Source organism: Desulfovibrio sp. (genome assembly GCF_009712225.1).
In the GTDB taxonomy this organism is placed as follows: Bacteria; Desulfobacterota; Desulfovibrionia; order Desulfovibrionales; family Desulfovibrionaceae; genus Desulfovibrio.
Map to the genome: position 1 here is coordinate 1 of NZ_WASP01000017.1, position 26326 is coordinate 26326.

The 26326-nt window shown below is 60.1% G+C and carries 17 protein-coding genes; 11 read left to right on the forward strand and 6 right to left on the reverse strand.

Annotated features, from left to right (window positions below; translation table 11 throughout):
• A partial coding sequence (locus F8N36_RS14740; RefSeq protein WP_291333651.1) for an OmpH family outer membrane protein occupies positions 1-507 on the reverse strand: 507 nt, incomplete at its 3' end.
• 159 nt (positions 508-666) lie between these two features.
• Complete coding sequence (locus tag F8N36_RS14745) at positions 667-1851, reverse strand: transglycosylase SLT domain-containing protein (protein ID WP_291333653.1); 1185 nt, start codon at positions 1849-1851, stop codon at positions 667-669.
• A gap of 442 nt (positions 1852-2293) precedes the next feature.
• Here F8N36_RS14745 and F8N36_RS14750 point away from each other — a divergent pair, with 442 nt between their 5' ends.
• The 10 genes from F8N36_RS14750 (at position 2294) to F8N36_RS14795 (ending at position 20183) form a co-directional block, all read left to right on the forward strand.
• Positions 2294-3427 carry a hypothetical protein gene (locus F8N36_RS14750; protein ID WP_291333654.1) on the forward strand — a complete coding sequence of 378 codons (1134 nt, stop codon included), beginning with the start codon at positions 2294-2296 and terminating at the stop codon, positions 3425-3427.
• A gap of 2 nt (positions 3428-3429) precedes the next feature.
• Entirely contained in the window at positions 3430-5361 is a 1932-nt protein-coding gene (locus F8N36_RS14755; protein ID WP_291333655.1) for a SulP family inorganic anion transporter, read from the forward strand.
• A complete protein-coding gene (locus F8N36_RS14760; protein WP_291333656.1) occupies positions 5358-6371 on the forward strand; it encodes a tRNA-dihydrouridine synthase family protein in 1014 nt (337 codons plus the stop codon). Before F8N36_RS14755 ends, F8N36_RS14760 begins: the two co-directional genes overlap by 4 nt.
• Positions 6372-6486: 115 nt before the next feature.
• The gene (gene ispH, locus F8N36_RS14765; protein WP_291333657.1) at positions 6487-7344 is read left to right on the forward strand and encodes a 4-hydroxy-3-methylbut-2-enyl diphosphate reductase; all 858 of its coding nucleotides are present in this window, start codon (positions 6487-6489) and stop codon (positions 7342-7344) included.
• A 39-nt stretch (positions 7345-7383) separates the two neighbouring features.
• A complete protein-coding gene (locus F8N36_RS14770) occupies positions 7384-8382 on the forward strand; it encodes a chemotaxis protein (protein ID WP_291333658.1) in 999 nt (332 codons plus the stop codon).
• A 137-nt stretch (positions 8383-8519) separates the two neighbouring features.
• Positions 8520-10493: a selenocysteine-specific translation elongation factor gene (gene selB, locus F8N36_RS14775; protein WP_291333659.1), complete on the forward strand. Its 1974-nt coding sequence runs from the start codon at positions 8520-8522 to the stop codon at positions 10491-10493.
• 98 nt (positions 10494-10591) lie between these two features.
• Positions 10592-12301: an FAD-dependent oxidoreductase gene (locus tag F8N36_RS14780; RefSeq protein WP_291333660.1), complete on the forward strand. Its 1710-nt coding sequence runs from the start codon at positions 10592-10594 to the stop codon at positions 12299-12301.
• 636 nt (positions 12302-12937) lie between these two features.
• Positions 12938-16474, forward strand: a complete 3537-nt coding sequence (gene nifJ, locus F8N36_RS14785; protein WP_291333661.1) for a pyruvate:ferredoxin (flavodoxin) oxidoreductase — start codon at positions 12938-12940, stop codon at positions 16472-16474.
• 191 nt (positions 16475-16665) lie between these two features.
• Complete coding sequence (gene pta / locus F8N36_RS14790; protein WP_291333662.1) at positions 16666-18780, forward strand: phosphate acetyltransferase; 2115 nt, start codon at positions 16666-16668, stop codon at positions 18778-18780.
• A gap of 191 nt (positions 18781-18971) precedes the next feature.
• Entirely contained in the window at positions 18972-20183 is a 1212-nt protein-coding gene (locus F8N36_RS14795; RefSeq protein WP_291333663.1) for an acetate kinase, read from the forward strand.
• A 94-nt stretch (positions 20184-20277) separates the two neighbouring features.
• On the opposite strand, the gene F8N36_RS14800 is transcribed toward F8N36_RS14795, so the two are convergent.
• From F8N36_RS14800 to F8N36_RS14815, 4 genes are all read right to left on the reverse strand, one after another.
• Positions 20278-21006: a hypothetical protein gene (locus F8N36_RS14800; RefSeq protein WP_291333664.1), complete on the reverse strand. Its 729-nt coding sequence runs from the start codon at positions 21004-21006 to the stop codon at positions 20278-20280.
• 36 nt (positions 21007-21042) lie between these two features.
• A complete protein-coding gene (locus F8N36_RS14805) occupies positions 21043-22737 on the reverse strand; it encodes an NFACT RNA binding domain-containing protein (protein ID WP_291333665.1) in 1695 nt (564 codons plus the stop codon).
• A gap of 393 nt (positions 22738-23130) precedes the next feature.
• A complete protein-coding gene (dksA, locus tag F8N36_RS14810; protein ID WP_022659715.1) occupies positions 23131-23493 on the reverse strand; it encodes an RNA polymerase-binding protein DksA in 363 nt (120 codons plus the stop codon).
• A gap of 320 nt (positions 23494-23813) precedes the next feature.
• Positions 23814-24983 (reverse strand): tRNA(5-methylaminomethyl-2-thiouridylate) methyltransferase, encoded by a 1170-nt coding sequence (locus F8N36_RS14815; protein ID WP_291333666.1) that lies wholly within the window; start codon positions 24981-24983, stop codon positions 23814-23816.
• Positions 24984-25195: 212 nt separating this feature from the next.
• Between F8N36_RS14815 and recA the strand changes: the two genes are divergently transcribed.
• Entirely contained in the window at positions 25196-26278 is a 1083-nt protein-coding gene (gene recA / locus F8N36_RS14820) for a recombinase RecA (RefSeq protein WP_291333667.1), read from the forward strand.
• Positions 26279-26326: the final 48 nt, after the last annotated feature.

A 26326-nucleotide genomic window follows, 5' to 3' on the forward strand; every position in this document is an offset into this window, starting at 1 on the left:
GGCCTCGGGGGCGGCGGGGGCTTCGGGGCTCACGGGCTTGAATTCAAGCTTCTGCTTGTTCACCAGTTCCAGCACTTCGTTGGTCACGTCGCTCTTGGAATCGTAAGCTGCGGCAGCTTCGGTGCTGATGATGACGGTGTAGCCCTTTTCGGTGCGATAGGTGTTGATGACGCGCTGAATGGTGTCATACAACAGATTGACAACGTTCTGCTGTTCCACCTGCATGCGCTGCTGGGCAGACATGTAGACAGCCTGAAGTTCTTTCTGGGCTTCGGCGTCCTTGGGGTTGGCTTCCAGGCGCTGCTGGATGTCGTTGAGCTTGGTCTGCATGTCGCCCTGAAGGCTTTCAAGGAACTTAACACCGGCCTTGCCCAGCTCGCTGTCGCGCATAACGCGCGCCATATCCACTACCGCCACCTTGGGCTGTGCGTTGTTGTCGGCCTGTTGGCAGGCAAAAAGCATGAAGCTCAACAGCAGAGCCAGCGGCATAATAAAACGAATTTGCATGGTTGTGACCACTCCTCTCAAAATATGGCCGGGCAAATGTTTGGGGGGCTCGGCGTTGATGAACATGTACTTTGTTTTTATAGGCACTACAACCATTTTTCGCGCAGATTACCTCATCAGAGGCCCATATTTCGGCCTTGCCGCAGCGTCGGGGTGCGGTCAGCGCAGCGAGGCGTACTGAACCTTCATGCGCTGCACCCGCGCAAGGTAATAACGCGTTTCACGTGCGGGCAGACGCGTGGCAAGGTCGCGGTACAATTCTTCGGCAGTCATGGCATTGATGTTGTCTGTGGCTTCTTCCATGTTTTTGCCATAAAGCCGCAAAAAACCGTTTGGCCCCATGTTGTATGCCGCGATGATACAGTACTCGCGCGAAAGGGGGTTGTGCACACCAGCAAAATAGCGCGTGTACAAAATATGCAGGTAGGTTGTGCCGTAGCGGATATTGGTTTCCGGCACGCGCAGTTCCTCAAAGCCAACGTTGCCCGTATGGCCGTAAAGATAACGGTTTACCTCGTCGTTGGCGGTGTCGGGCACCACCTGCATGAGGCCCATGGCAGACTTGTTGCTTACCAGGGTGGGCGAAAAGTCGCTTTCGCTGTGGATAATGGCGTACAAAAGCTCGGTGCTTATGTTGTAGCGGCGGGCAAAGCTTTCCACCAGTCCCTGATAGCGGCGGGCCCTGGCGTGCAGCTTTTCTATGTCGTTATCGTCGATATCAAGCACGTAACCGTCGGGCAAGGCACCGTGGCGCAACACTTCAATGGCGGCCCTGCGCACAACCTTGGGCGAATAGCCCGCCATCATGGCCCTGGGGTTCATCCAGCGCAGGGGGCGGCCCGTCGCGTCGAGGGCATCGCCATAGTCGCGGGGCTGATTGCTTACCAACAGAGGGGCAGATGCGCCATCCAGCGCCAGCAGCGGGGCAAAGTCGCCCTGCGCGTCGCCCATAAAGGTGATGGCTGGCGCACCAGTATCAAGACTGACGCCACCCGCCCCAAAAATTACGACAGGCCTGACTCCATATTTCGTACCAGCCTGCGCAGATGCCAGGCCCGATTCCCGATCTGAAACCTGACCAGATTGACCAGATGTGCGCCCTCCGCGCCCGGCTTCACTGGCAGCGTCCACGGCCATGCGCACGGCCCAAAGGCGTGCTCCATCCCCCTGCGCCACAATGGGCACGGGCATGTCCTCCGGACGCAGGCGGGCCACCACCCCGCTTGCACGGCGGCGCAGCTCGGGCCCTTCGCTTTGCGGCACAAAACCGGCCAGCAGACCCAGCACCAGCAGTGCGGCCGCCAGACCGAGAGATATGAGCAAAAGTGTATTACGTCGTTTCATGGGCATCCCCGTGGACAACAGCACAGCATGCGGCCTGCCGTCGTCAGACGGTTGTATGGCTGACCTCAATTGCACCTGCCGTATGGCAGAGCAGCTGTCGGAAATCCGACGGCCGAGAATCTTCCACAGCCCTTCTTGCAATTCCTTTGCCAAATCTCCACCAACCTCAGAGAAACCCCTTTACAAAAAGTGTACTTTAATTCAGAAAGGACGGCCCCTTTTATGAGCTACCGTTGACCAGACCTTTTTTCCCACCTATACTTATTTCTGTGAAAAAAGGCTTGCGTTCCACGTGCGAGAATACCGCGCCGGGGTTCAATCAAGCATTCGTCGCGGCACTTCCCCAAAGAATCAGGCGGATTAGCCAGGGCATCATATTTTTAAACGCACACAGAAGCGGCGGCTCTTTGGCTGCCCTCTGCGCGCATTGACCGCCGGGGAAATGGAGCAAACCGTGGCCCAGCACTCGCCCGAATATATTCGCGAAGAGATCAAGCGACTTCTTAAATACGCACCGCCCGAAATGCGAGCGGCCGCCATTGCCCTGCTGCCCGCCGCCAAGCGTTCGCTCAACACCGGCTACCACCCCTGCCTGCGGGGTGTGCCCATGCGCAGCTGGCGCTGCCTGCTCATGCTGCTTACCTCCGTCTCGGCCATGCAGAACGATACGGAAATGCTGCTGCGCGTTTCCAACGACCTGCTGGCCATTGCCGACCGCATGGCCCCCCCCGGAGAAGTGCTGCGCCAGAGCGCAGAAATTCTTGTCCACGCGCTGTATGCAGACATGTACGTGTGCCGCCTGCGCAACGCAAACGGTGAGTGGGTGGCCCGCTCGGCCAATCAGGTGGACGGCGGCAGCATACCCATCGTAACCCCCATGCTTGAGGAAGGCCTGCGCGAGCACCCTGTTATGCGCGCCATTCTTGAAGGGCACACCCGCTACGTGGTTTCCAACAACCTTCAGGCCCTTGCCATGGGCGGCGAATCTTTTGACTGCATCATCTACAAGGAAGGCTACCGCTCGCGTCTGGCCTTTGTGCTGCGCGAACGCAGCAACAAGCCACCCTTCGGGTTGGTGATGCTGTATACCAAGCGCGAATACGGATTTGAAAGTTTTGACGAGCGTTTTCTCTCCAAGTGCGCCAGCATTGTTTCGCTCACAGTGGGCCGCCGCGTGGCCGTTGCCCGGGATACGCTCGAAAAAGCCGCCGGAGCCATGGCGCACTACGGCAACAACGCCCTCAACGTCATGCGCAACCAGGCGGAATACTGCGGGGAACTGGTGGAAGATCTGGACGCCAACCAGGCACGCAGCCTGCGCCTTGCCCGCGAACTGCTGGCGGAGTTTCCCGAGCATTCGCGCGGTCGCATGCTGGCCGTTGAGCTTGAAAAAGCCCTTGCCCGCAACGACCTTACCGAACTGGCCGGGCATCTGGGCGGCGTGCTTGAGGGCACACGCCGTATGACGCGCATCATCAATTCGCTCAAAAAATCGGCAGACAGGCCTCGCCTGATGCACTATGCACTTGGACACGATGTTTTACGCCTTGAGGACGACGTAACCCGCGAGGACTAGTCATGCGAGCCGCTGGGCTTTTTCCCTTTCTTGAAACACTCAGGAATTATTCCGCCCAGGACTTCAAGGCGGACATGACAGCCGCGCTCACCGTGACGCCCATGGCTGTGCCTCAGGCTATGGCCTACGCCATTATTGCCGGGGTTCACCCCCAGTACGGCATTTACGCCTGCATGCTGCCCGTGGTGCTTGCAGCCCTGTGGGGTTCCTCGCGCTTTATGGCCGCAGGGCCCACCAACGCCATCTCCATGATTATCTTCTCCACCCTGGCAACGGTCAGCGTGGGGGGCGAATTTATCATCAACATGCCCGAAGAATCGCGCATGGCCTATATCTTTGGTATGGCCCTGCTGTGCGGGCTCATGCAGGTGGGCATGGGGCTGGCCCGTATGGGCGACCTTGTCAATTTTATTTCGCATTCGGTCATGGTGGCCTTTACCGCCGGGGCAGCCCTGCTCATTGCCGCAGGCCAGCTGCACATGGCCATGGGCCTTACCGGGCCCAAACCCTCCGGCTTTTTCAGCCAGATTTTTGGCGCGCTGCACGGTCTGCCCTTTGTCAATTACTGGAGCCTGGGCATCGCCATTGCCACCGTGGTGCTTACCGTCAGCTTCAAGAATATTTCGCGGCGCTTTCCCGCATCACTGGCCGCCCTGGGTGTAGTAACCCTGTTTGCCGCCCTGTTTGGCCTGGGCGAACGCGGCGTACCCCTGGTAGGTGTTATACCAAGTATTGTACCGCCTTTTTCGCTGCCGCCCTCGTTCAGCCTTGATGCCGTGCGCGACCTGTTCATGCCCGCGCTGGCCATTGCCATGCTGGGTACGGTGGAATCGCTGGCCATCGGCAAACAGCTTGCCAGCATCAAGGGCGATGTTTTTGACGGCAGCCAGGAACTCATCGGCCAGGGGCTTGGCAATATTGCTGCGGGCCTTACCTCGGGCATTCCCGGTTGCGGTTCGTTTACCCGCAGTGCGCTTGTGGTCACCTCTGGCGGCAGAACTCGCATGGGAACGGTATTTTCAGGCATTCTGGCCTTGCCGCTGCTGTTTGCGATGGCCCCGCTTATCAGCTGGCTGCCGCTGCCCGCCCTGAGCGGCATATTGCTGCTCATTTCGTTCAGGATGATCGACATTGAGGCTATACGCCTGTGCGTTGTGGCCACCAGCATTGACCGGGCGGTTCTGCTCATCACCTTTCTTTCCACCCTGCTCTTTGACCTTGAAAAAGCAATCTTCATCGGCGTGCTGCTTTCGCTCACGCTGTTCATCTACAAGACCGCCCATCCCCGCGTGAACAGGCTGCACAAGGGCGACCCCATGCTGCGCGAAGGCCCGGCAGAACTGCCACAGGGTATCACCGTGTACATGATTGAAGGCACCCTGTTTTTTGGGGCCATCCACGAACTAGAACGCCTGCTGTACGAAGAGGATAGCGAACCCGCCAAGCTGGTGGTACTGCACCTTTCGCGCGTGTTCTGGATAGACGCTTCGGGCGCGCACGCCCTTTCGCAATTCATCGAGCGTTGCTACGCCCGCAGCCTGCCGGTCATTCTTGTGGTGGGCAGCCCCACAGTGCGCACCATCTTGCGGCGCACCGGCCTGCTGGATTATCTCAGCAACGGCTTTGTGGCCGAAACAACCGGCGAGGGGCTGCGTCTGGCCGCTGCCATGCTCAACCGCTTTGTCTGCCGCGATGGGCAGTGCGTTGTGGTTGACACCAGCCCCGGGGCTGAAGCAGGGTCAACAGAAACCACACCGGCCGAAGCTGCCGCCGCCAGCCCCGCTGCCTCCGCAGTCACCGCCCCCGACTACATGACGCAGTCTGCACGCGTATCGCTGGATGCCAGGGGCAACGTAGTGCCCACAGAGGCAGCACAACCAGCCGATGCAGAGCCCACAACCGCAACGCCGCGCGCAACCAAGGAGCGCCCGTGACCAAGGTTTTTCAGCTTCCTACCTGTCCATCCAACCCCGAAACCTTGCCCATAGGGCCGCAATACCCCTGGTTGGCCCCCCTTGCCGGATACAGCGACCTGCCGTTCCGGCTGCTGTGCCGCGAATACGGGGCGGCCGTGTGCGTGACCGAAATGGTCAGCGCCAAGGGATTGGTGTACGAAAGCCCCGGAACCAACGAACTGCTCATGACCCTGCCCGAAGATCAGCCGCTGGTGGTGCAGCTCTTTGGCGCAGAGGCGTATTTTCTGGGGCGGGCGGTGGAACTGCTGCGGCAGGCGGGCTTTGGCTGGTTTGACCTGAACATGGGCTGCTCGGTTTCAAAGGTGCTGCGGCAGGGCGCGGGCGCTGCCATGCTGGGTGATACGGAAAATATTCTTGTGGTGGCACGCGCAATGATTGAAGCTGCGGGCCGTGGCCGCGTGGGCTTCAAACTGCGCCTCGGGCTAGACGATGCACGCCCCGTGCTGCCCGACCTTGCCCTGCGGCTTGAAGACGCGGGCGCTGGCTGGCTTACCCTGCACCCGCGCACTGCCCGTCAGGGTTTTGGCGGCACCGCGCAGTGGGAGGCCATTGCCAGCCTTGCCCAGCGGCTCAGCATCCCCCTGCTGGCCAGCGGCGACCTTTTTACCGCCGCCGACGGCATTGCCTGCCTTGAAAGCACCGGCGCCAGCGGACTAATGTACGCACGCGGAGCCATGCACAATCCCGCCATATTTGCCGACCACGCCAGCCTGCTTGCTGGCAGACCCGTGGAGCAAGCCGACGCGCCACGGCTCCGGGCCATGATTTCGCGCCATCTGGAGCTTGCGCGCGCCCACTGCCCCGGCAAGGCGGCCCTGTGGAAGATGCGCTCGGTGGTTCCGCGCTACGTGCGCACCCTGCCCGGGGCACGGGCCTTGCGTCAGGAGCTTTGCCACTGTAGTGATTGGGAAGAGCTCGATAGGCTGCTTGATATTTATCTGGGCAGCCACGCAGAACGGAATACTTAGCCCTGCGCGCCGCCCTAGGCTGTGCAGCGCTGCAAGATAAAGAAGATCTGATGGGCTGCGGCAGGCAGGGCATAGCGCCCCGCCAAAGCCGCCAGCCCCCCAAAGGAGAGCACCAATGGACGTTTACCGCGCCAAAACGGCGGGCTTTTGCATGGGCGTGAGCCTTGCCCTGCAAAAACTGAATACGGCTCTCGAACGCAAGGGCACGGACCGCGCACCTGCCCGCATCTGCACTCTTGGCCCCATCATCCATAACCCGCAGGTGCTGGCCGACTACGAATCGCGCGGCGTTGTCTGCGTCAAGGAGGCAGCGCAGCTGCACCCCGGTGACGTGGCGGTTATCCGCGCCCACGGCATCACCCGCGAGGTTGAGGAGCAGGTCAAGCAGAGTGGTGCGGAGATTGTGGACGCCACCTGCCCCAAGGTCAAAAAGGCCCAGCTTTCCATTGGCCGGGCCACGGCAGAGGGCGCGACCCTGCTGCTTTTTGGCGAGGCAGACCACCCAGAGGTGCGCGGCCTTGTTTCCTACGCATGTGGGCCAGCCCATGTTTTTGGCAGCGCCGCCGAGCTGGCCTCGCTGCACCTGGCGGAAAACGGCCCCTATGTGCTGGCCTCGCAAACCACTCAGGATCGTCAGATTTTTCAGGAAATTGTTGCAGAGCTGCGCCAGCGCATAGCCAACCTGGTGGTGCTTTCCACCATTTGCGACGCCACCCGTGAGCGGCAGGAGGAGGCGCGCAACATTGCCTCTTGTGTGGATGTCATGGTAATCATAGGCGGAAGACAAAGCGGCAACACCCGCAGGCTGGCCGATGTGGCGGCCCTGAACGGTATTGACACCTTCCTTGTGGAACGCGTTGAAGAGCTGGCCGCAGAAAATTTTTTGCAAAAAAACCGTGCAGGTCTAACGGCTGGCGCATCTACGCCGAAAAGTCTCATTGACGCGGCTCATTTGTGGTTGCAGTCGCTTTAATCCCGTTTGCTCCTGAAGCGGTACTTTTCTGGAGGCAGCATGGCCCAGACCAATATTTTGCTGGAAGCCGGCACCAACGAACTGGAAGTGGTGGAATTCTATCTTGAAGAATTCACCCCTCCCTCTGACGACGCGCCGCAGCTGGACGAAAACGGCGAGGTCATTCCGGCCAAACCCTACCGTGGTTACTACGGCGTCAACGTAGCCAAGGTGCTTGAAATAATTCGCATGCCCAAGGTTACAGCCCTGCCGGAAGTACAGCACCCCAGCGTGCTGGGCGCGTTCAACCTGCGCTCGCGCATCATTCCGCTGGTGGATCTGGCCATGTGGCTGGGCAAAACCCACCCCGGCAACGAAGAGCAGCCCAAAACCATTGTGACGGAGTTCAACAACGTCACTACCGCCTTCATGGTTTCAGGCGTCAACCGCATTCACCGCATCAGCTGGGAACAGGTGGAGCCGCCGAACAAGTACGTGGCCGCTGTTTCCAACAATACGGTCATCGGCGTGGTCAAACTTGAAGACCGCATCATTTTTCTGCTCGACCTTGAAAAGGTTGTCGCCAACCTCAACCCCAAACTGGGGCTCAGGCTCGACGATCTTGGTGAAGACTGGACCAACGAAGGCTACCGCGCACTGGTGGCAGACGACTCGGCCCTTATCCGCGAGATGCAGCGCGACCTGCTTGAAAAGGCCGGTTTTACCGTTGAAGTTGTTTCCAACGGCCGTGCGGCCTGGGAACGCCTGCTGGACTTCAAGAAGAGCGCCGAAGAAAACAACCGGCCCATCACCGATTTTGTGCACGTAGTTGTTTCAGACATCGAAATGCCGGTCATGGACGGGCTCAATCTCACCCTGCGCATCAAGGAAGATCCCCTGCTCAAAAAATTGCCCGTGCTGCTCTTTTCTTCGCTTATTACCGAAAAGCTGCGCCACAAGGGCGTCAGCGTGGGCGCAGACGACCAGATTTCAAAACCCGAGGTTACCCAGCTGGCCCACCGGGCCATGGCCCTCATCAAGGCGAGAGAACAGGGCTAGTCCTCAAATATCTCTGCCAGCCGTGTATTTCAGGGAAGCTTCTTTACAGGGGCTTCCCTTTTCTTTTTGGGCTTTGTGCAGTTTGCAAAGGCCCCTGCCAGAGTGTAAACTGGGCGCAAGACCACCAAGGAGCTCTTATGGCAGTAGTGCTAGGCACGGCAGGACACATCGATCACGGCAAAACATCGCTTGTACGGGCGCTTACAGGTATCGACTGCGACCGGCTGCAAGAAGAAAAACGCCGGGGCATCACTATTGAACTTGGCTTTGCCTGGGTGGACCTGCCCGGCGGGGAACGCCTTGGCATTGTGGACGTGCCGGGACACGAACGCTTTGTCAAAAACATGGTGGCCGGGGCTGCGGGCGTTGATATGGTCATGCTGGTCATTGCAGCCGATGAAGGCATCATGCCCCAGACCAGAGAGCACCTTGAAATATGCTCGCTGCTGGGCATTCGCACCGGCCTTGTGGCTCTCACCAAGATCGACATGGTGGACGCTGACTGGCTTGAAATGGTGCAGGAAGAAGTACGCGGTTTTCTGGAAGGCACGTTTCTTGACGGCGCACCCATTTTCCCCGTCTCCGCCACCACGGGTGCGGGTATAGCCGAACTACGCAACCACCTTGCCAGCGCGGCGGCCAGCCTGCCAGCCCAGCGGCGCAGCGATATTTTTCGCCTGCCCGTGGACCGCGTGTTCAGCATGAAGGGCCACGGCACGGTGGTGACCGGCACGGTCATTTCGGGCACCTGCAATCTGGGCGACGAGCTGCGTTTCATGCCCGCCGATCTGCCCACCCGCGCCCGCGGTCTGCAACGCCATGGCGCGGCTGCCGATTCCGTACAGCCGGGGCAGCGCTGCGCGGTCAACGTACAGGGCCTGGATGTGGACGAAATCGAGCGCGGCTACGTTCTGGCCCGCCCGGGCGAGCTCTTTCCCTCAAGCCGCTGGCTGGTTCGGCTTACCTGTCTTTCATCCTCCCCCCGGGCCATGCGCCAGCGGGTTGAGATTCATTTTCACCATGGCACACGCGAGTGCGCCGCCCGCGTGGTCTTTCGCGACAGGGACAAGCTGGCCCCCGGCGAAACCGCACTGGCAGAGCTGCGCTTCAAGGAACCCATGGTGGGCGTGTTTGGCGACCATTGCGTGCTGCGGGCCTATTCGCCCCTGCGCACGGTCGCGGGGGGGCTGCTGGTCAGTCCGCTGCCGCCCGAGCTGCGCGCCAAAGATCCGGAACTGGCCGACAAGCTTAACCTTCTGCAGTCTCTGCCCGAGCTGCGCGACGCAGCGGAAACCCCGGGCAGTGGCAAGGCCGAGGCCAAGGCGCGCGAAGAAGCCCGCGCCCAGCTGCTGCGCAATGCGCTGACCCTGCGTGGAGCAGAAGGCGCGGACGATGCGCGACTGCGCGCCCTTACGGGCATGGCCCGTCCGGCTGTGGAGACCGCCCTGCAACTGCTCTCCACCCGTGGCGAGGCACTGTGCTGGGACAAGGAAGGCCGCGCCTGGATTGCCAAAACTCCCTTTGAAAAACTTATGGCCGCCTGCCTTGAACGCGGGGCCGAACTGCACCGGCGCGAACCGCTCAAGCCCGGCTTTACCCGTGGCGCGCTGTGCACGGGCTGGAACCGCAACATCCCGCCCAAGCTGGTGCAAAAGGTGCTTGATCAGGCCATAAAGCAGGGGCAGCTGGTAACGGAGGGCGAAGGGCTGCGCCTGCAGTCGCACACCGTAAGCCTTGCCGCCGATCAGGCCGGGTTGCGCCAGAAACTGCTGGACGCCCACGCCACAGCCGGTCTTACCCCGCCCAATGCCAAGGACGTGCTGGAAGAGCTGGGCGTAACCCCCAAGGAAGCCGCGCCGGTACTGCGCCTGCTGTGCGAAACCGGCGATCTGGTCAAGATCAAGGACGGCCTGTACTATCACGGCCCCGCCCTTGCCGACATTCTCGAGCGTGTGCGCGGCTGGTTTGCCAGCCACGACAACCTTGATGTGGGCGGTCTCAAGGAGCTGCTGGGACTTTCACGCAAATACCTCATTGCCTTGCTTGAATACATGGACAACGAGCGTATAACAGTTCGCGTGGGCGATCAGCGCCGTTTTCGTGGCCGCTGACCGGCCCGTCCGCACAATTGCCCTTGCCATCTGGATGGTAATGCTCAAATATAGAGTAATGCTCATTTGCTCATAATTCTTCACTAAGGAGCCCGGATATGTCTGAAAAAATTCTGGTAGTCGGTGGTGTTGCACTGGGGCCCAAGGCGGCATGCCGCTGCAAGCGCCTCATGCCCGATGCGGAAGTGATGCTTGTGGACGAAAACGTCTTCATTTCCTACGGCGGTTGCGGCATCCCCTACTATGTGTCCGGTGAAATCCAGAACCTTGATGACCTGCGCTCCACTCCATACCACACCGTGCGCGACCCCGACTTTTTCCGCGACATGAAGGGCATCACCGTTCGCACCCAGACCCGGGCCATGGCCATCGACAGGACGGCCAAAACCCTGCTGGTCAAGGACGTTGTTACCGGCAAGGAAGAAAAACTGCCCTACGACAAGCTTGTACTGGCTACCGGTGCAAGCCCGCGCGTGCCTCCCATTGAAGGCAAGGACCTGAAAAACGTGCTCTCCCTCACCCGCCTTGAAGCGGCGGGAGCCATCCGCTCTGCCTGCCAGGAAGGCAAGGTGAGCGAGGCTGTCATTGTGGGCGGCGGCTTTATCGGTCTTGAGGCTGCTGTGGCCCTCGCCGACATGTGGGGCGTGAAGGTCAGCGTTGTGGAAATGATGGACCAGATTCTGCCCGGTGTGCTTTCGCAGCCCCTTTCGCGCATGGCTGCCAACGACTGCCAGACCCACAATGTAGACGTTTACACCTCTGAAAAAGTGCTGCGCCTCGAGGGCGAAAACGGCACTGTCACCAAGGTGGTGACCGACAAGCGCGAAATCGCCGCCCAGCTGGTGATCTTTGCCGCAGGCTTTATCCCCAACGGCCAGCTGGCAAAGGAAGCCGGACTGGAAGTGGCCCCCTTTGGCGCTGTGGTTGTGGACGAACATATGCGCACCACCGATCCCTCCATCTACGCGGGCGGTGACTGCGTAGCCATCAAGAATATCATTACCGGCAAGATCGGCTACCTGCCTCTTGGCAGCATGGCCAACCGTCAGGGCCGCATAATCGGCACCAATCTGGCTGGCGGCAATGCCAGCTTCCCCGGTTTTGTGGGTTCGTGGGCGGTCAAGCTCTTTGGCCTCTCATTCTGCGGTGTGGGCCTTACGGTCGACCGCGCCCGCAAGGAAGGCTTTGACGCCATGAGCGTCAGCGTGGAACAGCTCGACCACGCCCACTTCTTCCCCGAAAAATCCATGATGAGCCTTGAACTGGTGGTGGATAAAGCCACCAGCCGCGTGCTGGGTCTGCAGGGTGCCTGCGCCGACCCCGATTCGCTCAAGGCCCGCATTGATGCGGTGGCCGCAGCCCTGCAGTACTCCAAACCCACGGTCGAGGACATCTCGAACCTCGAAATCGCTTACGCCCCGCCCTTTGCCTCGGCCATGGACGTGGTCAACGTGGTTGCCAACGTGGCCGACAACGCTCTGGCAGGTCGCTTTACCCCTGTGACCGCCGACCAGTTCATGGACCTGTGGCAGAAGCGTAGCGAAAACCATGTGTTCTTTATTGATTCGCGCCCTGCGGCTGCAAGCAAGGCCGTGCAGGAAAAGCACCCCGACTGGCACGCCATTCCCCTGGAAGAAATCGCGGCCAGAATCAGCGAAGTGCCCAAAGACCGCCCCGTGGCCGTCATCTGCAACACAGGCCTGCGGGCCTATGACAGCCTGCTGGTGCTCGCCCGCAATGGCGTCACCGACGTGGTCAACTCCACCGGCGGCATGCAGGCCGTCATCAAGATGGGGCTTTCCGTCTAGGTCGGTCTGACAGGCCAATACCCCCACACCAGTGGGAAGCTGGCTTGCGCGCAAACATACAGGCGGCGCGCCTTTGATCGTGTTTACCCCAGGTATGCACAATCAGGGGCGCGCCGCTGGCACTGATGGAACTGACTGACAAAAACGTGCTGCGGCAAAAATACATGCCTCTCATCACAATTTTGTGACATTTTTTTACCCACCGCCAGCTTTCTAACATCCCATAACAGTTCACTATTTACACCAACACTCTTCCACCCGCCCACCCTGCGAACACAATTTGTCACTGTTTTCCATGCCTTGCGATAGTCATAATTTTTTTTGTTGCGGGCTCGATTAAACTGTTCAAACAAACAATTTTATGGTAAGCGCAAAAACGCGCGTTCCGTCAGGGCAACCAGGAATGTGCCATCGGGCTTCAAAACAAGTGATACCAAGCTTTTTTGGTGGACGGCATAAGCGGGATTGAGTAGTGTTGCCATACCACGCTTCCATTCCCTGCCTCCATTTTGTGTTCACTTTGCGGCATTTGCCGTCGCCCGTCCCTGATCTGTGCAGGGGCCTATCTCAGGGGCCTTCCAGCCCTAGCCGATTTTGTAAAAACATTGCGCGCCTGTGGGCGCCAAGGAGGAACAGATGGCTCATATGAAAACTATGGACGGCAACAACGCCACCGCGCATATTGCCTACGCCCTGTCGGAAACGGCAGCCATTTACCCCATTACCCCCTCGTCCGTCATGGGCGAAGTCATGGACCAGATGGCCGCCAAAGGTGCCAAAAACCTGCTCGGCCAGATCGTAAACGTGCGTGAAATGCAGTCCGAAGCCGGTGCCGCTGGCGCTGTGCACGGCATGCTTGCCGCCGGTGCTCTTACCTCCACCTACACGGCTTCGCAGGGCCTGCTGCTCATGATCCCCAACATGTACAAAATCGCCGGCGAACTTCTGCCCGGCGTTTTTCATGTTTCGGCCCGCGCCCTGGCCTCCCACGCGCTGTCCATCTTTGGTGACCATCAGGACGTGATGGCCGCCCGCCAGACCGGCTTCTGCTTCCTCGCGTCCTCCTCCGTGCAGGAATGCATGGACCTGGCCCTGGTGGCCCACCTTTCGGCCATCGACGCCAGCCTGCCCTTCTGTCACTTCTTCGACGGTTTCCGCACCTCGCACGAAGTGCAGAAGATCGAAACCATTGATTACGAAGATATCCGCCCCCTGGTGAACTGGGAAAAGGTGGCCGAATTCCGCGCCACCGCCATGAATCCTGAACATCCGCACATTCGCGGCACCGCCCAGAACCCCGACATTTACTTCCAGAACCGCGAAGCTTCCAACCTCTATTACGACGCCGTGCCCGGCATCGTGCTGGAGAACATGAAGAAGGTCGAGTCCATCACCGGCCGCAGGTACCGCCTGTTCGATTACGTTGGTCACCCCGAAGCCGACCGCGTTATCGTCTCCATGGGTTCTTCCTGTGAAGTTATCGAAGAAACGGTGAAGTACCTCAACGCCCAGGGCCAGCGCGTGGGCCTCGTGAAGGTGCATCTGTTCCGCCCCTTCTCCACCGAGCATCTGCTGCGCGCCCTGCCCGCCAGCGTCAACTGCATCACCGTGCTTGACCGCACCAAGGAAAGCGGCGCTCTTGGCGAACCCCTGTACCAGGACGTCTGCACCGCCTTCCTCGAAAAGGGCGAAGCGCCCACCCTGGTGGGCGGCCGCTACGGTCTGGGCTCCAAGGACTTCACCCCCGGCATGGCCAAGGCCGTGTACGACAACATGATGGCCCTTCAGCCCAAGAACCACTTCACCGTGGGCATCAACGACGACGTCACCAACCTGTCGCTCGACGTGGAAGAAGAAATTGACACCGTGCCCGCCGGCACCGTGCAGTGCAAGTTCTTCGGCCTCGGCGCTGACGGCACCGTGGGCGCCAACAAGCAGGCCATCAAGATCATCGGCGACAACACCGATCTCTACGCCCAGGCCTACTTTGCCTATGACTCCAAGAAGTCTGGCGGCTTCACCGTGTCGCACCTGCGCTTCGGCAAGGAACAGATCACCTCTTCCTACCTGATCACCAAGGCCGACTACGTCGCCTGTCACAAGGCTGCCTACGTGACCCAGTACGACATTCTTGAAGGCATCAAGGAAGGCGGCACCTTCGTGCTGAACTCCAACTGGTCGCTCGCCGACATGGAAAAGCACCTGCCCGCCTCCATGAAGCGCGTTATCGCCCGCAAAAAGCTGAAGTTCTACAACGTGGACGCCGTCAAGGTCGCCCAGGAAGTGGGCCTCGGTGGCCGCATCAACATGATCATGCAGACCGCCTTCTTCAAGCTTGCCAACGTGCTTGACTTTGAAAAGGCCGTGGGCCTGCTCAAGGAATCCATCAAGAAGACCTACGGCAGCAAGGGCGACAAGATCGTCAACATGAACATTGCCGCCGTGGACAAGGGCATGGACGCTCTGGAAGAAGTGAAATACCCCGCTTCCTGGGCCACTGCCACCGAAGGCGCCGTTGCCTGCCACTGCGATGATGACGAATACATCAGCGCTGTTGTGCGCCCCATTCTGGCCCAGCAGGGCGACAAGCTGCCCGTGTCCGCCATGGATCCGGCTGGCTTCATGCCCCTCGGCACCGCCGCCTGCGAAAAGCGCGGCTGCGCCATCGACGTGCCCGAATGGCAGGTTGAAAACTGCATCCAGTGCTGCCAGTGCTCTTTTGTGTGCCCCCACGCCGCCATCCGCCCGGTGCTTGCCACCGAGGAAGAACTGGCTGGCGCGCCCGCTTCCTTTGTGACCAAGGACGCCATCGGCAAAGAACTCAAGGGCATGAAGTTCCGCATTCAGGTGTACACCGAAGACTGCCTGGGCTGCGGCTCGTGCGCCGAAGTGTGCCCCGCCAAGGTCAAGGCTCTCGTCATGAAGCCCCTTGACACGCAGATGCCCACCCAGAAGGAAAATCTGGCATTCGCCGAAGCCAACATCACGCTCAAGGACGAGCTCATGGCTCGCGACACCGTCAAGGGTTCGCAGCTGCAGCAGCCCCTGCACGAGTTCTCCGGCGCCTGCGCCGGTTGCGGCGAAACGCCTTACGTCAAGGTGCTCACCCAGATGTTCGGCGAACGCATGATCGTGGCCAACGCCACCGGCTGCTCGTCCATCTGGGGCGCTTCTTCGCCCACCACGCCTTACTGCACCAACAAGGACGGCTTTGGTCCTGCCTGGGGCAACTCGCTGTTTGAAGACGCCGCCGAATACGGCTGCGGCATGGGCATTGCCTACGAACAGCGCCGTGGCCTGCTGGCCATGAAAATTCAGGAAGCCCTCAAGGAAGAAGCCGCTTCTCCCGAACTGAAGGCCGCCCTCCAGGGCTGGCTGGACAACAAGGAAGACGCCGAAGGCTCCCGCAAGTACGGCGAAATGATCATGGCCAACCTGGAAGGCTTTGACAGCCCCCTGGCCCATGAACTGTGGCACATGGACGACCTCTTCACCAAAAAGAGCGTGTGGATCTTCGGCGGCGACGGCTGGGGCTACGACATCGGTTACGGCGGCCTCGACCACGTCCTCGCCAGCGGCGACGACATCAATGTGCTGCTGATGGATACCGAAGTGTACTCCAACACCGGTGGTCAGTCCTCCAAGGCTACCCCGCTTGGCGCCGTGGCCCAGTTTGCCGCCGCTGGCAAGCGCACCGGCAAGAAAGACCTTGGCCGCATGGCCATGACCTACGGCTACGTGTACGTTGCCTCCGTGTCCATGGGCGCGGACAAGCAGCAGGTGCTCAAGGCCTTCCGCGAAGCCGAAGCCTACAAGGGACCTTCGCTCATCATCGCTTACGCTCCCTGCATCAACCAGGGCCTGCGCAAGGGCATGGGCAAGAGCCAGGAAGAAGCCAAGATGGCAGTGCTTTCCGGTTACTGGCCCCTGTACCGATACAACCCCGAACTGGCCAAGGAAAAGAAAAATCCCTTCCAGCTCGACTGCAAGGCTCCTTCCGTGGACATTCAGGAATTCCTGGGCGGCGAAACCCGTTTCGCCTCGCTGGAAAAGATGGCTCCCGAAGTCTCCAAGAAGCTGCGTACGGAACTGGCCGAAGCCTATGCCGAACGCTTCGCCATGCTCAAGCAGCTGGCTGAACTGCCCTACCCCGACGCCAGCAAGTCTGAATAGTCGAGGCCTGACGTTATGACGCTCCGCGCCCGACAGCATATGGTTCCCCTCCGGGGGGCAGCCCCATGCTGCGGGCGCGGGCTGCGTCGCACGCTTGGGATCAAAGAATAAAGGCCTGGGCGCGAGGAAAGCCCTCGCGCCCTTTTTTTCGGGTTAATCCGCCAGCCTGCCGGCACAGCAGGGGAGGCACTATGCACAACGGTCTATACATCACCGCCACCGGGCCCATGACGGGCAAGAGCGCCATTGCCCTTGGGGCAATGCAGCTGCTCACCCGCAGCATGCGCAAGGTGGCCTTTTTCCGTCCCATCATCAACGAACCCCTGTGGGACGACCGCGACCCCGACATCCATCTGATGCTTGAATACTTCAAGCTCAACATGGAGTACTCTGACACCTTCGCCTACACCCAGCACGAAGCCCGCCAGATCATCAACCAGGGTTCGCGCAACCTGCTCATCGAAAACATCATCCAGAAGTACAAAAAGCTGCTGGAAACCTATGATTTCGTTCTGTGCGTCGGAACAGATTTTCTTGCCAAAGACCCGGTTTTTGAATTCGAGCTCAATGCCGAAATCGCGGCCAACCTTGGCTGCCCGATTCTCTTGGTAACCAGCGGCTACAATGTGAGCGCCGAGGATATTCGCGATTCGCTCCAGATCACCATGGACAGCCTCGAGCCCTACGCTCTGGACGTGGTTGCCACCATCGTGAACCGCCGCAATCTCACGCAGACCGAACTGGACGAACTGCGCGCCCACTTCAGCACGCAGGACAACCGCGCCCTTATCTTCTCTGTGCCCAACGACCCCACCATCGGCCAGCCCACCATGGCTGACGTGAAAAAGGGCTTGGACGCGGAAGTACTGTTTGGCGAAAAACGACTCGACGCGCTGGTGGGTGACTACCTGATCGCGGCCATGCACGTGGATAACGTGCTTGGTTACATTGCCAAAGACCAGCTTATCGTCACCCCCGGCGACCGCGCCGACGTGCTGCTGGCCGCCATTGCCTCGCGCCTGTCTTCCTCCACCCCCGACATAGCGGGCGTGCTGCTCACCGGCGGCATTCGCCCCTCTGATCAGGTGTGCAAATTTATCGAAGGCTGGACCGGCTCGCCCCTGCCCATCCTCATGACCCCGCACCACACCTACAAGGCCTTCATGGCCCTGCAGAGCATCATCGCCCCCATCGAACCGGGCGATCTGCGCAAGATCAACAGCGTGCTGGGCCTGTTTGAACAGTACGTCAATGGCAAGGAAATCGAAAACCGCATCGGCAGCGAACGCAGCAGCCGCATCACGCCCATGATGTTTGAATTCGAGCTGATCCAGCGCGCCAAAGCCAACAAGATGCGCATAGTGCTGGCCGAAGGCACCGAAGAACGCATCCTGCGCGCCACCGATATTCTGCTGCGCCGCGATGTGGCCGAGATCATCCTGCTGGGCGATGTGGAAGAAATCCGCTCCAAGGCCAGCGCCTTTGGTCTGGACATTGAAAAGGCCCGACTCATCGACCCGGTCAAATCCGAGCTGTTCGACGATTACGCCAACACCTACTACGAGCTGCGCAAAAAGAAGGGCATCACCCCCGAACAGGCGCGCGATACCATGACCGACGCCACCTACTTTGCCACCATGATGGTCAAGAAGGACGACGCCGACGGCATGGTTTCCGGCTCGGTCAATACCACGGCCCATACCATTCGCCCGGCCTTTGAGTTTGTTAAGACCAAGCCCGGCTTTACCGTCGTTTCTTCGGTCTTCCTCATGTGCCTCAAGGATCGCGTACTGGCCTTCGGCGACTGCGCGGTCAACCCCAACCCCACGGCCCAGCAGCTGGCGGAAATCGCCATTGCCTCGGCCCACACGGCCAAGGTTTTTGGCATTGAACCCCGCGTGGCCATGCTCTCCTACTCTACCGGTACTTCCGGCAAGGGCGCGGATGTGGACGTAGTTGTGGAAGCCACCAAAATTGCACAGGAAATGGCCCCCGACCTTGCGCTTGAAGGCCCCTTGCAGTACGACGCTGCCATCGACCCCACGGTCGCCAAAACCAAGATGCCCGACAGCAAGGTTGCCGGTAAGGCCACTGTGTTCATCTTCCCCGACCTCAATACGGGCAACAACACCTACAAGGCCGTGCAGCGCGCTGCTGGCGCCGTTGCCATCGGCCCCGTGCTTCAGGGTCTGAACAAGCCTGTTAACGATCTCTCGCGCGGCTGCACCGTGCCCGACATCGTCAACACCGTTGCCATCACCGCCGTGCAGGCCGCAGCCGAAAAAGCCGCAGCCAAGCAGCAGTAGTCTGGCACCACTCGCCCGGCAGGCCAATATTACGAGCCCGGCGGCTTGCCCCAGCGGCAGGCCGCCTCGCAAGACCACCGTTCATGGCCGTCTCGTATGGCTTGCCCCAAATTTCAACGCTGACGCAAGGCATGCGCCACATACTGCCAGCCCGCGATCAGACATAAACAAGTTGAAGGGAAGGAATAGTTATGAAAATTCTGGTGATCAACGCGGGTTCCTCGTCCTGCAAGTATCAGCTGCTGGAAATGGACACGCGCGCCGTGCTCTGTTCTGGCCTTGCCGAACGCATTGGGCAGGAAGGCGGACGTCTTACCCACAAAATCGCCCCTGATACCGACAAGGAAGAAAAGCTGGTTCGCGAAGCCTTCTTCCCCACCCATGTGGAAGCCATGGAACTGGTTATCGCCCTTTTGACCGACCCCGAAAAGGGCGTGATCAAGGACAAGAGCGAAATCTACGCCATCGGTCACCGTGTGCTGCACGGCGGCGAAGCCGTGAGCGACCCGGTGCTGGTGAACGAACGCGTGAAGCAGATTGTGGAAGAATGCGCCGTGCTTGGCCCCTTGCACAACCCTGCCAACCTCATGGGCATTGAAGTGGCCGAAAAGCTCTTCCCCGGCGTTCCCAATGTGGCCGTGTTCGATACCGAATTCGGCATGGGCATGCCCAAGGAAGCCTTCATGTACGCCCTGCCCTACGAAATGTACGAAGAGCTGCGCATCCGCCGTTACGGCTTCCACGGCACCTCGCACAAGTACATCGCCAGTGCAACCGCCCAGTTCCTTGGCAAGCCCCTTTCCGAGCTGCGTTCCATCACCATGCACCTCGGCAACGGTTCTTCCATGAGCTGCGTCAAAAACGGCAAGTGCTTTGACACCAGCATGGGGCTCACCCCGCTGGAAGGCCTTGTGATGGGTACCCGCTGCGGCACCATCGACCCGGCCATTGTGCCCTTCATCATGGAAAAGAAGGGCCTCAGCCCCGCCGAAGCCGACACCCTGATGAACAAGAAGTCGGGCCTGCTGGGCCTGTGCGGCTACACCGACATGCGCGACGTGCATGCCCAGGTGGAAAAGGGCAACGACCGTGCCGAGCTGGCCCTCAAGCTGCTTGTGCGCAGCATCAAGAAGACCCTTGGCTCTTACTTCTTCCTGCTTGAAGGCAACGTGGACGCCCTGGTGTTCACCGCCGGTATCGGCGAAAACGACGACATCGTGCGTGCCATGGTGTGCGAAGGCCTCGAAGCCTTTGGCATCAAGCTCAACAAGGAAGAAAACGGCACCCGCAAGCCCGGCGCGCGCATCATCACCACGCCCGACAGCAAGATTCCCGTTATCATCATCCCCACCAACGAAGAGCTGCAGATCGCTCTCGCCACAGTGGAAGTGCTGAAAAAGTAAGTCCCTCCACAGGCTGTAAATAAAAAAGCCGCTGTCCTTCACGGGCAGCGGCTTTTTTATTTACCATCTGTGAAATGCGACAACTCGCAGTGGATCACCTGTCAGAGGCAAGGGCTTCAGCCATGACCTGTTCAAACTGCTGCGCGTAGGCTTCGTACTTCTTCTTGCTATTGTAGTCGTTGGAGCTCTTTACAAACAGACCGCCGCCAACAGCTACCACAAGGGCGGACACGCCGCCGAACTTGGCGCTCATCCACAGGACTTCGGGGAGACGGTTCAGCAGCTCGTCCATGCTTTCCGTAAACAGGTGCATCAAAAAGCTGAAGCACACCAGCCCCACCAGAAAGACAATGGCGCTGACCTTGCAAACCTTTTTGAGCGGGTACTTCTCCACTTCATATTCGGTGGCGCGCGCAAGGCCACAACGCTTCATCACCGTAGCGGCGTCTGCAAATTCACATATCCGGGCGGCGGTTTCGGGGGTATCCCCCACACGTCGCACGGCATAGACTTCAAGGGGAGCGTTTTCACCCAGCGAGCCACCCTGTGCAGCCGCAAGCGGGCCAAGGCAGCCCAGCACCAAGGCATCGCCAGGTTGTACGGTAAAATCCTGCGGCAGCGGCAACTGCACTTCAGTGCCGTGCTCGAGCAGAAGGGCAACGGCCTGCCAGCCCTTTGCGCCACTGGGCAGGCGCAGAACCGTGCCCGCGGCATCATCCACCGAAACCACAGCAGCAAGCGCGGCGGATGTGGAATCCGTGTCCAGCACAACCGCCTCAATGCCCATAGCCCTAAAGCTCTTGCCTTCAACAGTAAAATCCATACAACCTTTCTCCATATTTGAACCGGCTGGCGTGGCCTAGCCGGGCAGCAACCTTTCCTCAAGGGCAAGATCCACCGTCACCTCGCGCGAGGGCAGCGACTTGTCTATGCGCACCGTACCTGCAGGGGCATTGCGCATGGGCTTTACGTGGCGCACCTCAGCATACTGTATGCGCGCCCGTGCGGCGTCCCTTTGCCAGCTTTTGCTGGCGGCCAGCGCCCCGGCTTCGTCCAGGGTACGGGGTGGAACCTCCTGCCCGCCGTGCGCGCGGCGTATGATCACGTGCGAACCGGGGCCGTTTTCCGCATGCAGCCAGATATCGTGCGGTGCGGCCAGCTTGCGTGCCGCCAGGTTGCCCCTTGAATCGCGCCCGCGCAACAGCACAAAGCCATCAGAACTGATAAACATCTGCACATTTTTGGGCAGTGTAGCCGCCATGCCGGAACCGGCAGCGCGGCCGCCGCTGGCGGTGTCTTCGGCATTACCTGCGGTTGCACCAAGAAGGCTGTCGTGCCGGGCCTTACGCAGCGAGGCAAGCTCTGCCTCCAGCGTCGCACGGCGCTCTGCCAGATGTTCCATGCCGCGTTGCCCACGCCGGGCCGTGTGGAACAAGCGGGCCATTTCCTCGCGCACAGAACGGCGCAGATCAAGCTTTATCTCGCGGGCTGGGCCGTGCGGGCCTTCTTCCACATTCACCGATGCGGCACGAAAATCTGCGGGCCAACGCCACAGTTCGGCCTGAAGGGCCAAGGCGTCGGCCTGGCAGGCCATCATGCCGCCAAGGCGGGATTCTTCCTCTCGCAGTTTTTCGAGCAGCTTGGTGAGCTTGCGCACGCGCCGGTCAAGTGGCTGGGCTGCCTCGCGCGCCTGCTCCAGCGCAAGACGTGAAAGCACGATGTCCTGCCCGGCCAGTTCGGTGAGCGCAAGCGCGTTTGCCCCGCAAAATTCCCGGATCCGGCTAGTGCCAGTATCCTTGCCCAGCAAGGCCTGCTGCTGCGCCGGGGGCAGGGGCCAGGCGCTTATGCCCAGCACCGGGCGGGGCATGGCTGGGGCGAAATAATCACTTTCGGGCAGGGGCTGCTCAGGTGCCGGATCTGCGGCGGAGCTTTCCACCCCGTAGCAAAACAGGTCACCGCCGCCAAGGCGCAGGTCTTCCAGCAGGGCCCACTGTTCCGGCTCATCCAGACAGGCCAGGGTGCGCCGCAGGGCAGGCGTGAGCACGGCCCACTGCCGCCAGTCCTGCTGCGCCGCCGCAAGCTGCTCAGGCTCGGGCCACTGGGGCTGATCCTCTTCTGGTGCTTCGGCGTCGGTCAAAAATTTCAGGCTTGCCCCTTCGCGCAGGTCAAGCAACAGCCATGTGAGACGTGGTTGCGCTGAAGATTCGTCATCTTCTGCAACGCGGCTGGCGGCATCCGCCCCACCGCCCAGCAGCAGCCACAAACGGCGCTCGCTCCACTGCGGCACGCAGGCGGCAATGCGCCTCCCCCCGGCATACTTGCGCAGTCGCATGATGGGGGCCGAAGGCACCCGCCCGACGCTGATACGCTGCGAGGTGACAAAACAGAATGGATCTTTGCGTCCAAAGCGCAGGCAAAGCTGCCGCTTACGCCCGCCGCTATAGATCATGATAGCCAGCAGGCCATCGGCGGGTTCCTGAATTTTTTCCACCCGTGCTCCCAGGAGCAGGGGGATCAGATCTTCACAGCAACGACGAAAAAGATGGGCGTCCATAGAAAAACCCGGCTTGCGGGGATGTGGTGGGGCATGGAATGACGGCCAGAACATACGGCCAGACAATACGGCGGAGACAATGCGGAGGCCGCAGACCTCTGTAACAGTGGCCCGGCGGAGCCAGCCGCTGAAAATTTGACGCGCGGGGTATTGCGCACATGACCGCACGAATACCGGCGCGGCAGGCAACCAGCCCATACAGGCCGACTGGCGCAAGCCCGCACCTCTCCTACAGGGCGTGTGGCCCCGCAAGCCCGCGTGGCATAATGGACGGCAAGCCTCTGCCCTGCGCGCATACGCGCACGCAGGCAGGCTCAAGCGGGTTTTGCGTGGGCGCAGCAACCCGCCTGGCCGAAAAGCAAAGAATAACAGTGCCGCTATGGCAAACCGACGTTAATCGCCGCGAAGATGTTCGTCTTCTTCCTGTTTGGCCTTGCAGTTGATGCACAAACGCGTCACAGGCCGGGCCTTGAGGCGGGGAACGCTGATGTCGTCGCCGCAGTCTTCGCAAATCCCGTAAGTACCATCGTCAATGCGGGTGAGGGCAGCCTGGATCTTGCGTATCAGGCGGCGCTCGCGGTCACGGATGCGCAGGGTAAACGCCCTGTCGGATTCTGCAGTGGCGCGGTCTGCCGGGTCGGCGAACACTTCGTTGCTATCCGTCAGTTCTTCAAGGGTGCTGTCGCCCTTCTGCTTCGCTTCTTCAAGCATGTCAGAAAGAAGCTTGCGAAAATATTCCAAATCCTTGTGATCCATTTAAATCCTCCGGCGGACGCCGCTGGGGGGCGCATGAACGGTCTACTGAGTAAGCCGGGCACGGGAGTGACACAAGCGATTTGCGCCGCTTATCCCGCTCCGGCCAGCCATGCTGCGGCATGGCCCGCTCAGAGCACCTCGCAGTGAAAATGCTCTTTTGATGCAATGGACTCATATAGCTACATGCGCAACCTTTGTAAAGCAGTGCACTCAAGAATCTGCAAAGCGTGCGACCGGGCGCGCAGGCCGCAAACAAAAAGCCCCAGCTCTACCGGGGCTTTTGCGGGAACATACTGAATCTGATTACATTTGCATTACAATCATGCTTGCGGGTCGCCTTCATCGTCGTGCTGCATGGCCTCAAGCCGCTCTGCCTCGTACCGGGCTTCGCGGGCAGCGGTTCTGGCAGCGTCCCTGGCCGCGTCCTGAGCTGCCTGCCTTTCTCTGGCCTCAGCGCGGATAAACCCCTTTATCTCATCCCAGGCGGGCTCGTTCCACAATTCTTCGCACCGGCGGGTGGGCACGAGGTGGTCACTGAACTCCTCGCCCCTGCGGGCGCGCACGTACACATCGCCCCCCGTGGCCACAGCCTTAGGTGCATACGATGCCGTCATCTGGCAGGCCGTGCGCAGCACTTCTTCTGGCCACAGGGCACCGTTGCGGGCAAGGGCCAGCGGCCCCGGCATGTCGCGCATGCGCAGAACAAGGTCATCCGGTCCGGCGGCAGAGGCCAGCAGATCGTTGTCGGCGCTGTTGCGCCCAACGCACAGCCAGTAGTGGGCATCACCTTCGGTATGCCAGAACTGGCGGCCAAGGTTGGCCAGGGTAAAATCGCCAGCGTCAGGCTCGGGCAACCGGGTGAGCACAAGCCAGTAGCGACGGGCATTTTCGCGCTCGGTGAGGCGGCAGCCGCCCCCCGGTGTGGGAATTTCTATAATGCCAAATTTTTTGGCAAGGTTCAATTGCTCTGTGCGGCCCCGCCCCCAGATGCCCAGCAGTTGCGAGCGGTCCACAAGGCCGCTTTCTTCCACGGGCGTGGGCGGCAGATGGTGCGCGCAGAGGGGCCGCAGCAAAACATCGTTTACGTCCGCATCGCGTACAATCACGTTCAGTGTGTCGCGGCGCTGCGACATGGGGCGCTGCCCCAGCACCTCGCCAGTGGCAAGCGCCTTGGCGCCCACGCGTTCCATATACTTGCGGGCCTCGCGCAGCAGCAGGATCTTGCAGTCCACGCAGGGGTTCAGCACCTTGCCAAAACCATGTTCGGGCCTTTGGCGCAGCATTTGTGCAAACTGGGGGCCCACATCCTGACTCACAATGTCGAGCCCATACGCCTTGCGCCAGCGGGCCGCCTCGGCTTCACCGCCAAAAAAGGGCGAATAGAAATGCAGGCAACGGACTTTAAGCCCCTGACTTTCAAGCAGTTTGGCAGTAAGCAGGCTGTCCAGCCCGCCGGAGAACAGCACTATGATTTGTGGAGAATCGCTCATGCCCGCGCTTGTACGACAGCAAGCGCCGCTGCGCAAGTATGGCAGGCGGGCTTTTCCCGCCTTTATTGCCCTTGATTTTGAACTTATTGAGAATTATAATTATTTAATATCGACTGTCTCCCGCAGGCATTCGGCCATGCAGCATTTGCCTTGCTTGCCTTGGTCTGTTATACTAATCAGCTTGAAGATATTCTTACCCGGAGCAATGAGCTATGGCCAAAAAACCAGCCATGAGTCAGGAAAATGCACGCGCCGAAGCCTTGGGCACCGCACTTGCCACCATTGAACGCAAGTACGGCAAAGGTGCCGTGATGAAGCTTTCCGACGACGCCCATGTCAATATTCCTGTCATTCCCACAGGTTCCATAGGCCTTGATCTGGCCCTGGGCGTGGGGGGCATACCGCGTGGGCGCATCAGCGAAATTTTTGGCCCGGAATCTTCGGGTAAAACCACGCTCACCCTGCACATCATCGCCGAGTGCCAGAAGATGGGCGGCACCTGCGCCTTTGTGGACGCGGAACACGCCCTCGACGTTTCCTACGCCAAACGTCTTGGCGTAAATACCGACGAGTTGCTCATCTCGCAGCCAGACTACGGCGAACAGGCACTTGATATTGCCGATATGCTCGTACGCTCCGGCGCGGTTGACCTTGTGGTGGTCGACTCTGTGGCCGCGCTTATTCCGCAGGCCGAACTGGAAGGCGACATGGGCGAATCGCAGGTGGGCGGCCATGCCCGCCTGATGTCGCACGCCATGCGTCGCCTCACCGGCACCATCCACAAGTCGCGCACGTCTGTCATCTTCATCAACCAGATCCGCATGAAGATCGGCGTAACCGGCTACGGCAGCCCCGAAACCACCACCGGCGGCAACGCGCTCAAGTTCTATTCTTCCGTGCGTCTTGATATCCGGCGAATCCAGACCCTCAAGGACAAGGAAGAATCGTTTGGCTCGCGCACCAGGGTCAAGGTGGTCAAAAACAAGGTTGCCCCGCCTTTCCGCAGCGCCATTTTTGATATTCTCTACGGTCAGGGCATTTCCCGCTCGGGTGAACTGCTCGACCTTGGCATCGAAGCCAAGATCATCGACCAGAGCGGCTCGTGGTTTGCCTTTGGCTCTGAAAAGCTCGGTCAGGGCCGCGAAAAGGTGCGCGCCCTGCTGGACGAAAACCTTGATCTGCGCAATCAGATTGAAGCCAAGGTTGTGGAATTTCTTGGGCTAAACCCCAAGGAATTCACCCCCACTGCTGAAGACCTGGACGAAGGTGAAGCCCCCGCGTCCACTTACGAATAAGGCAATGTTTACAGGTGACCGCGCGCCGGGTGGTGGGGGGGGGGGGGG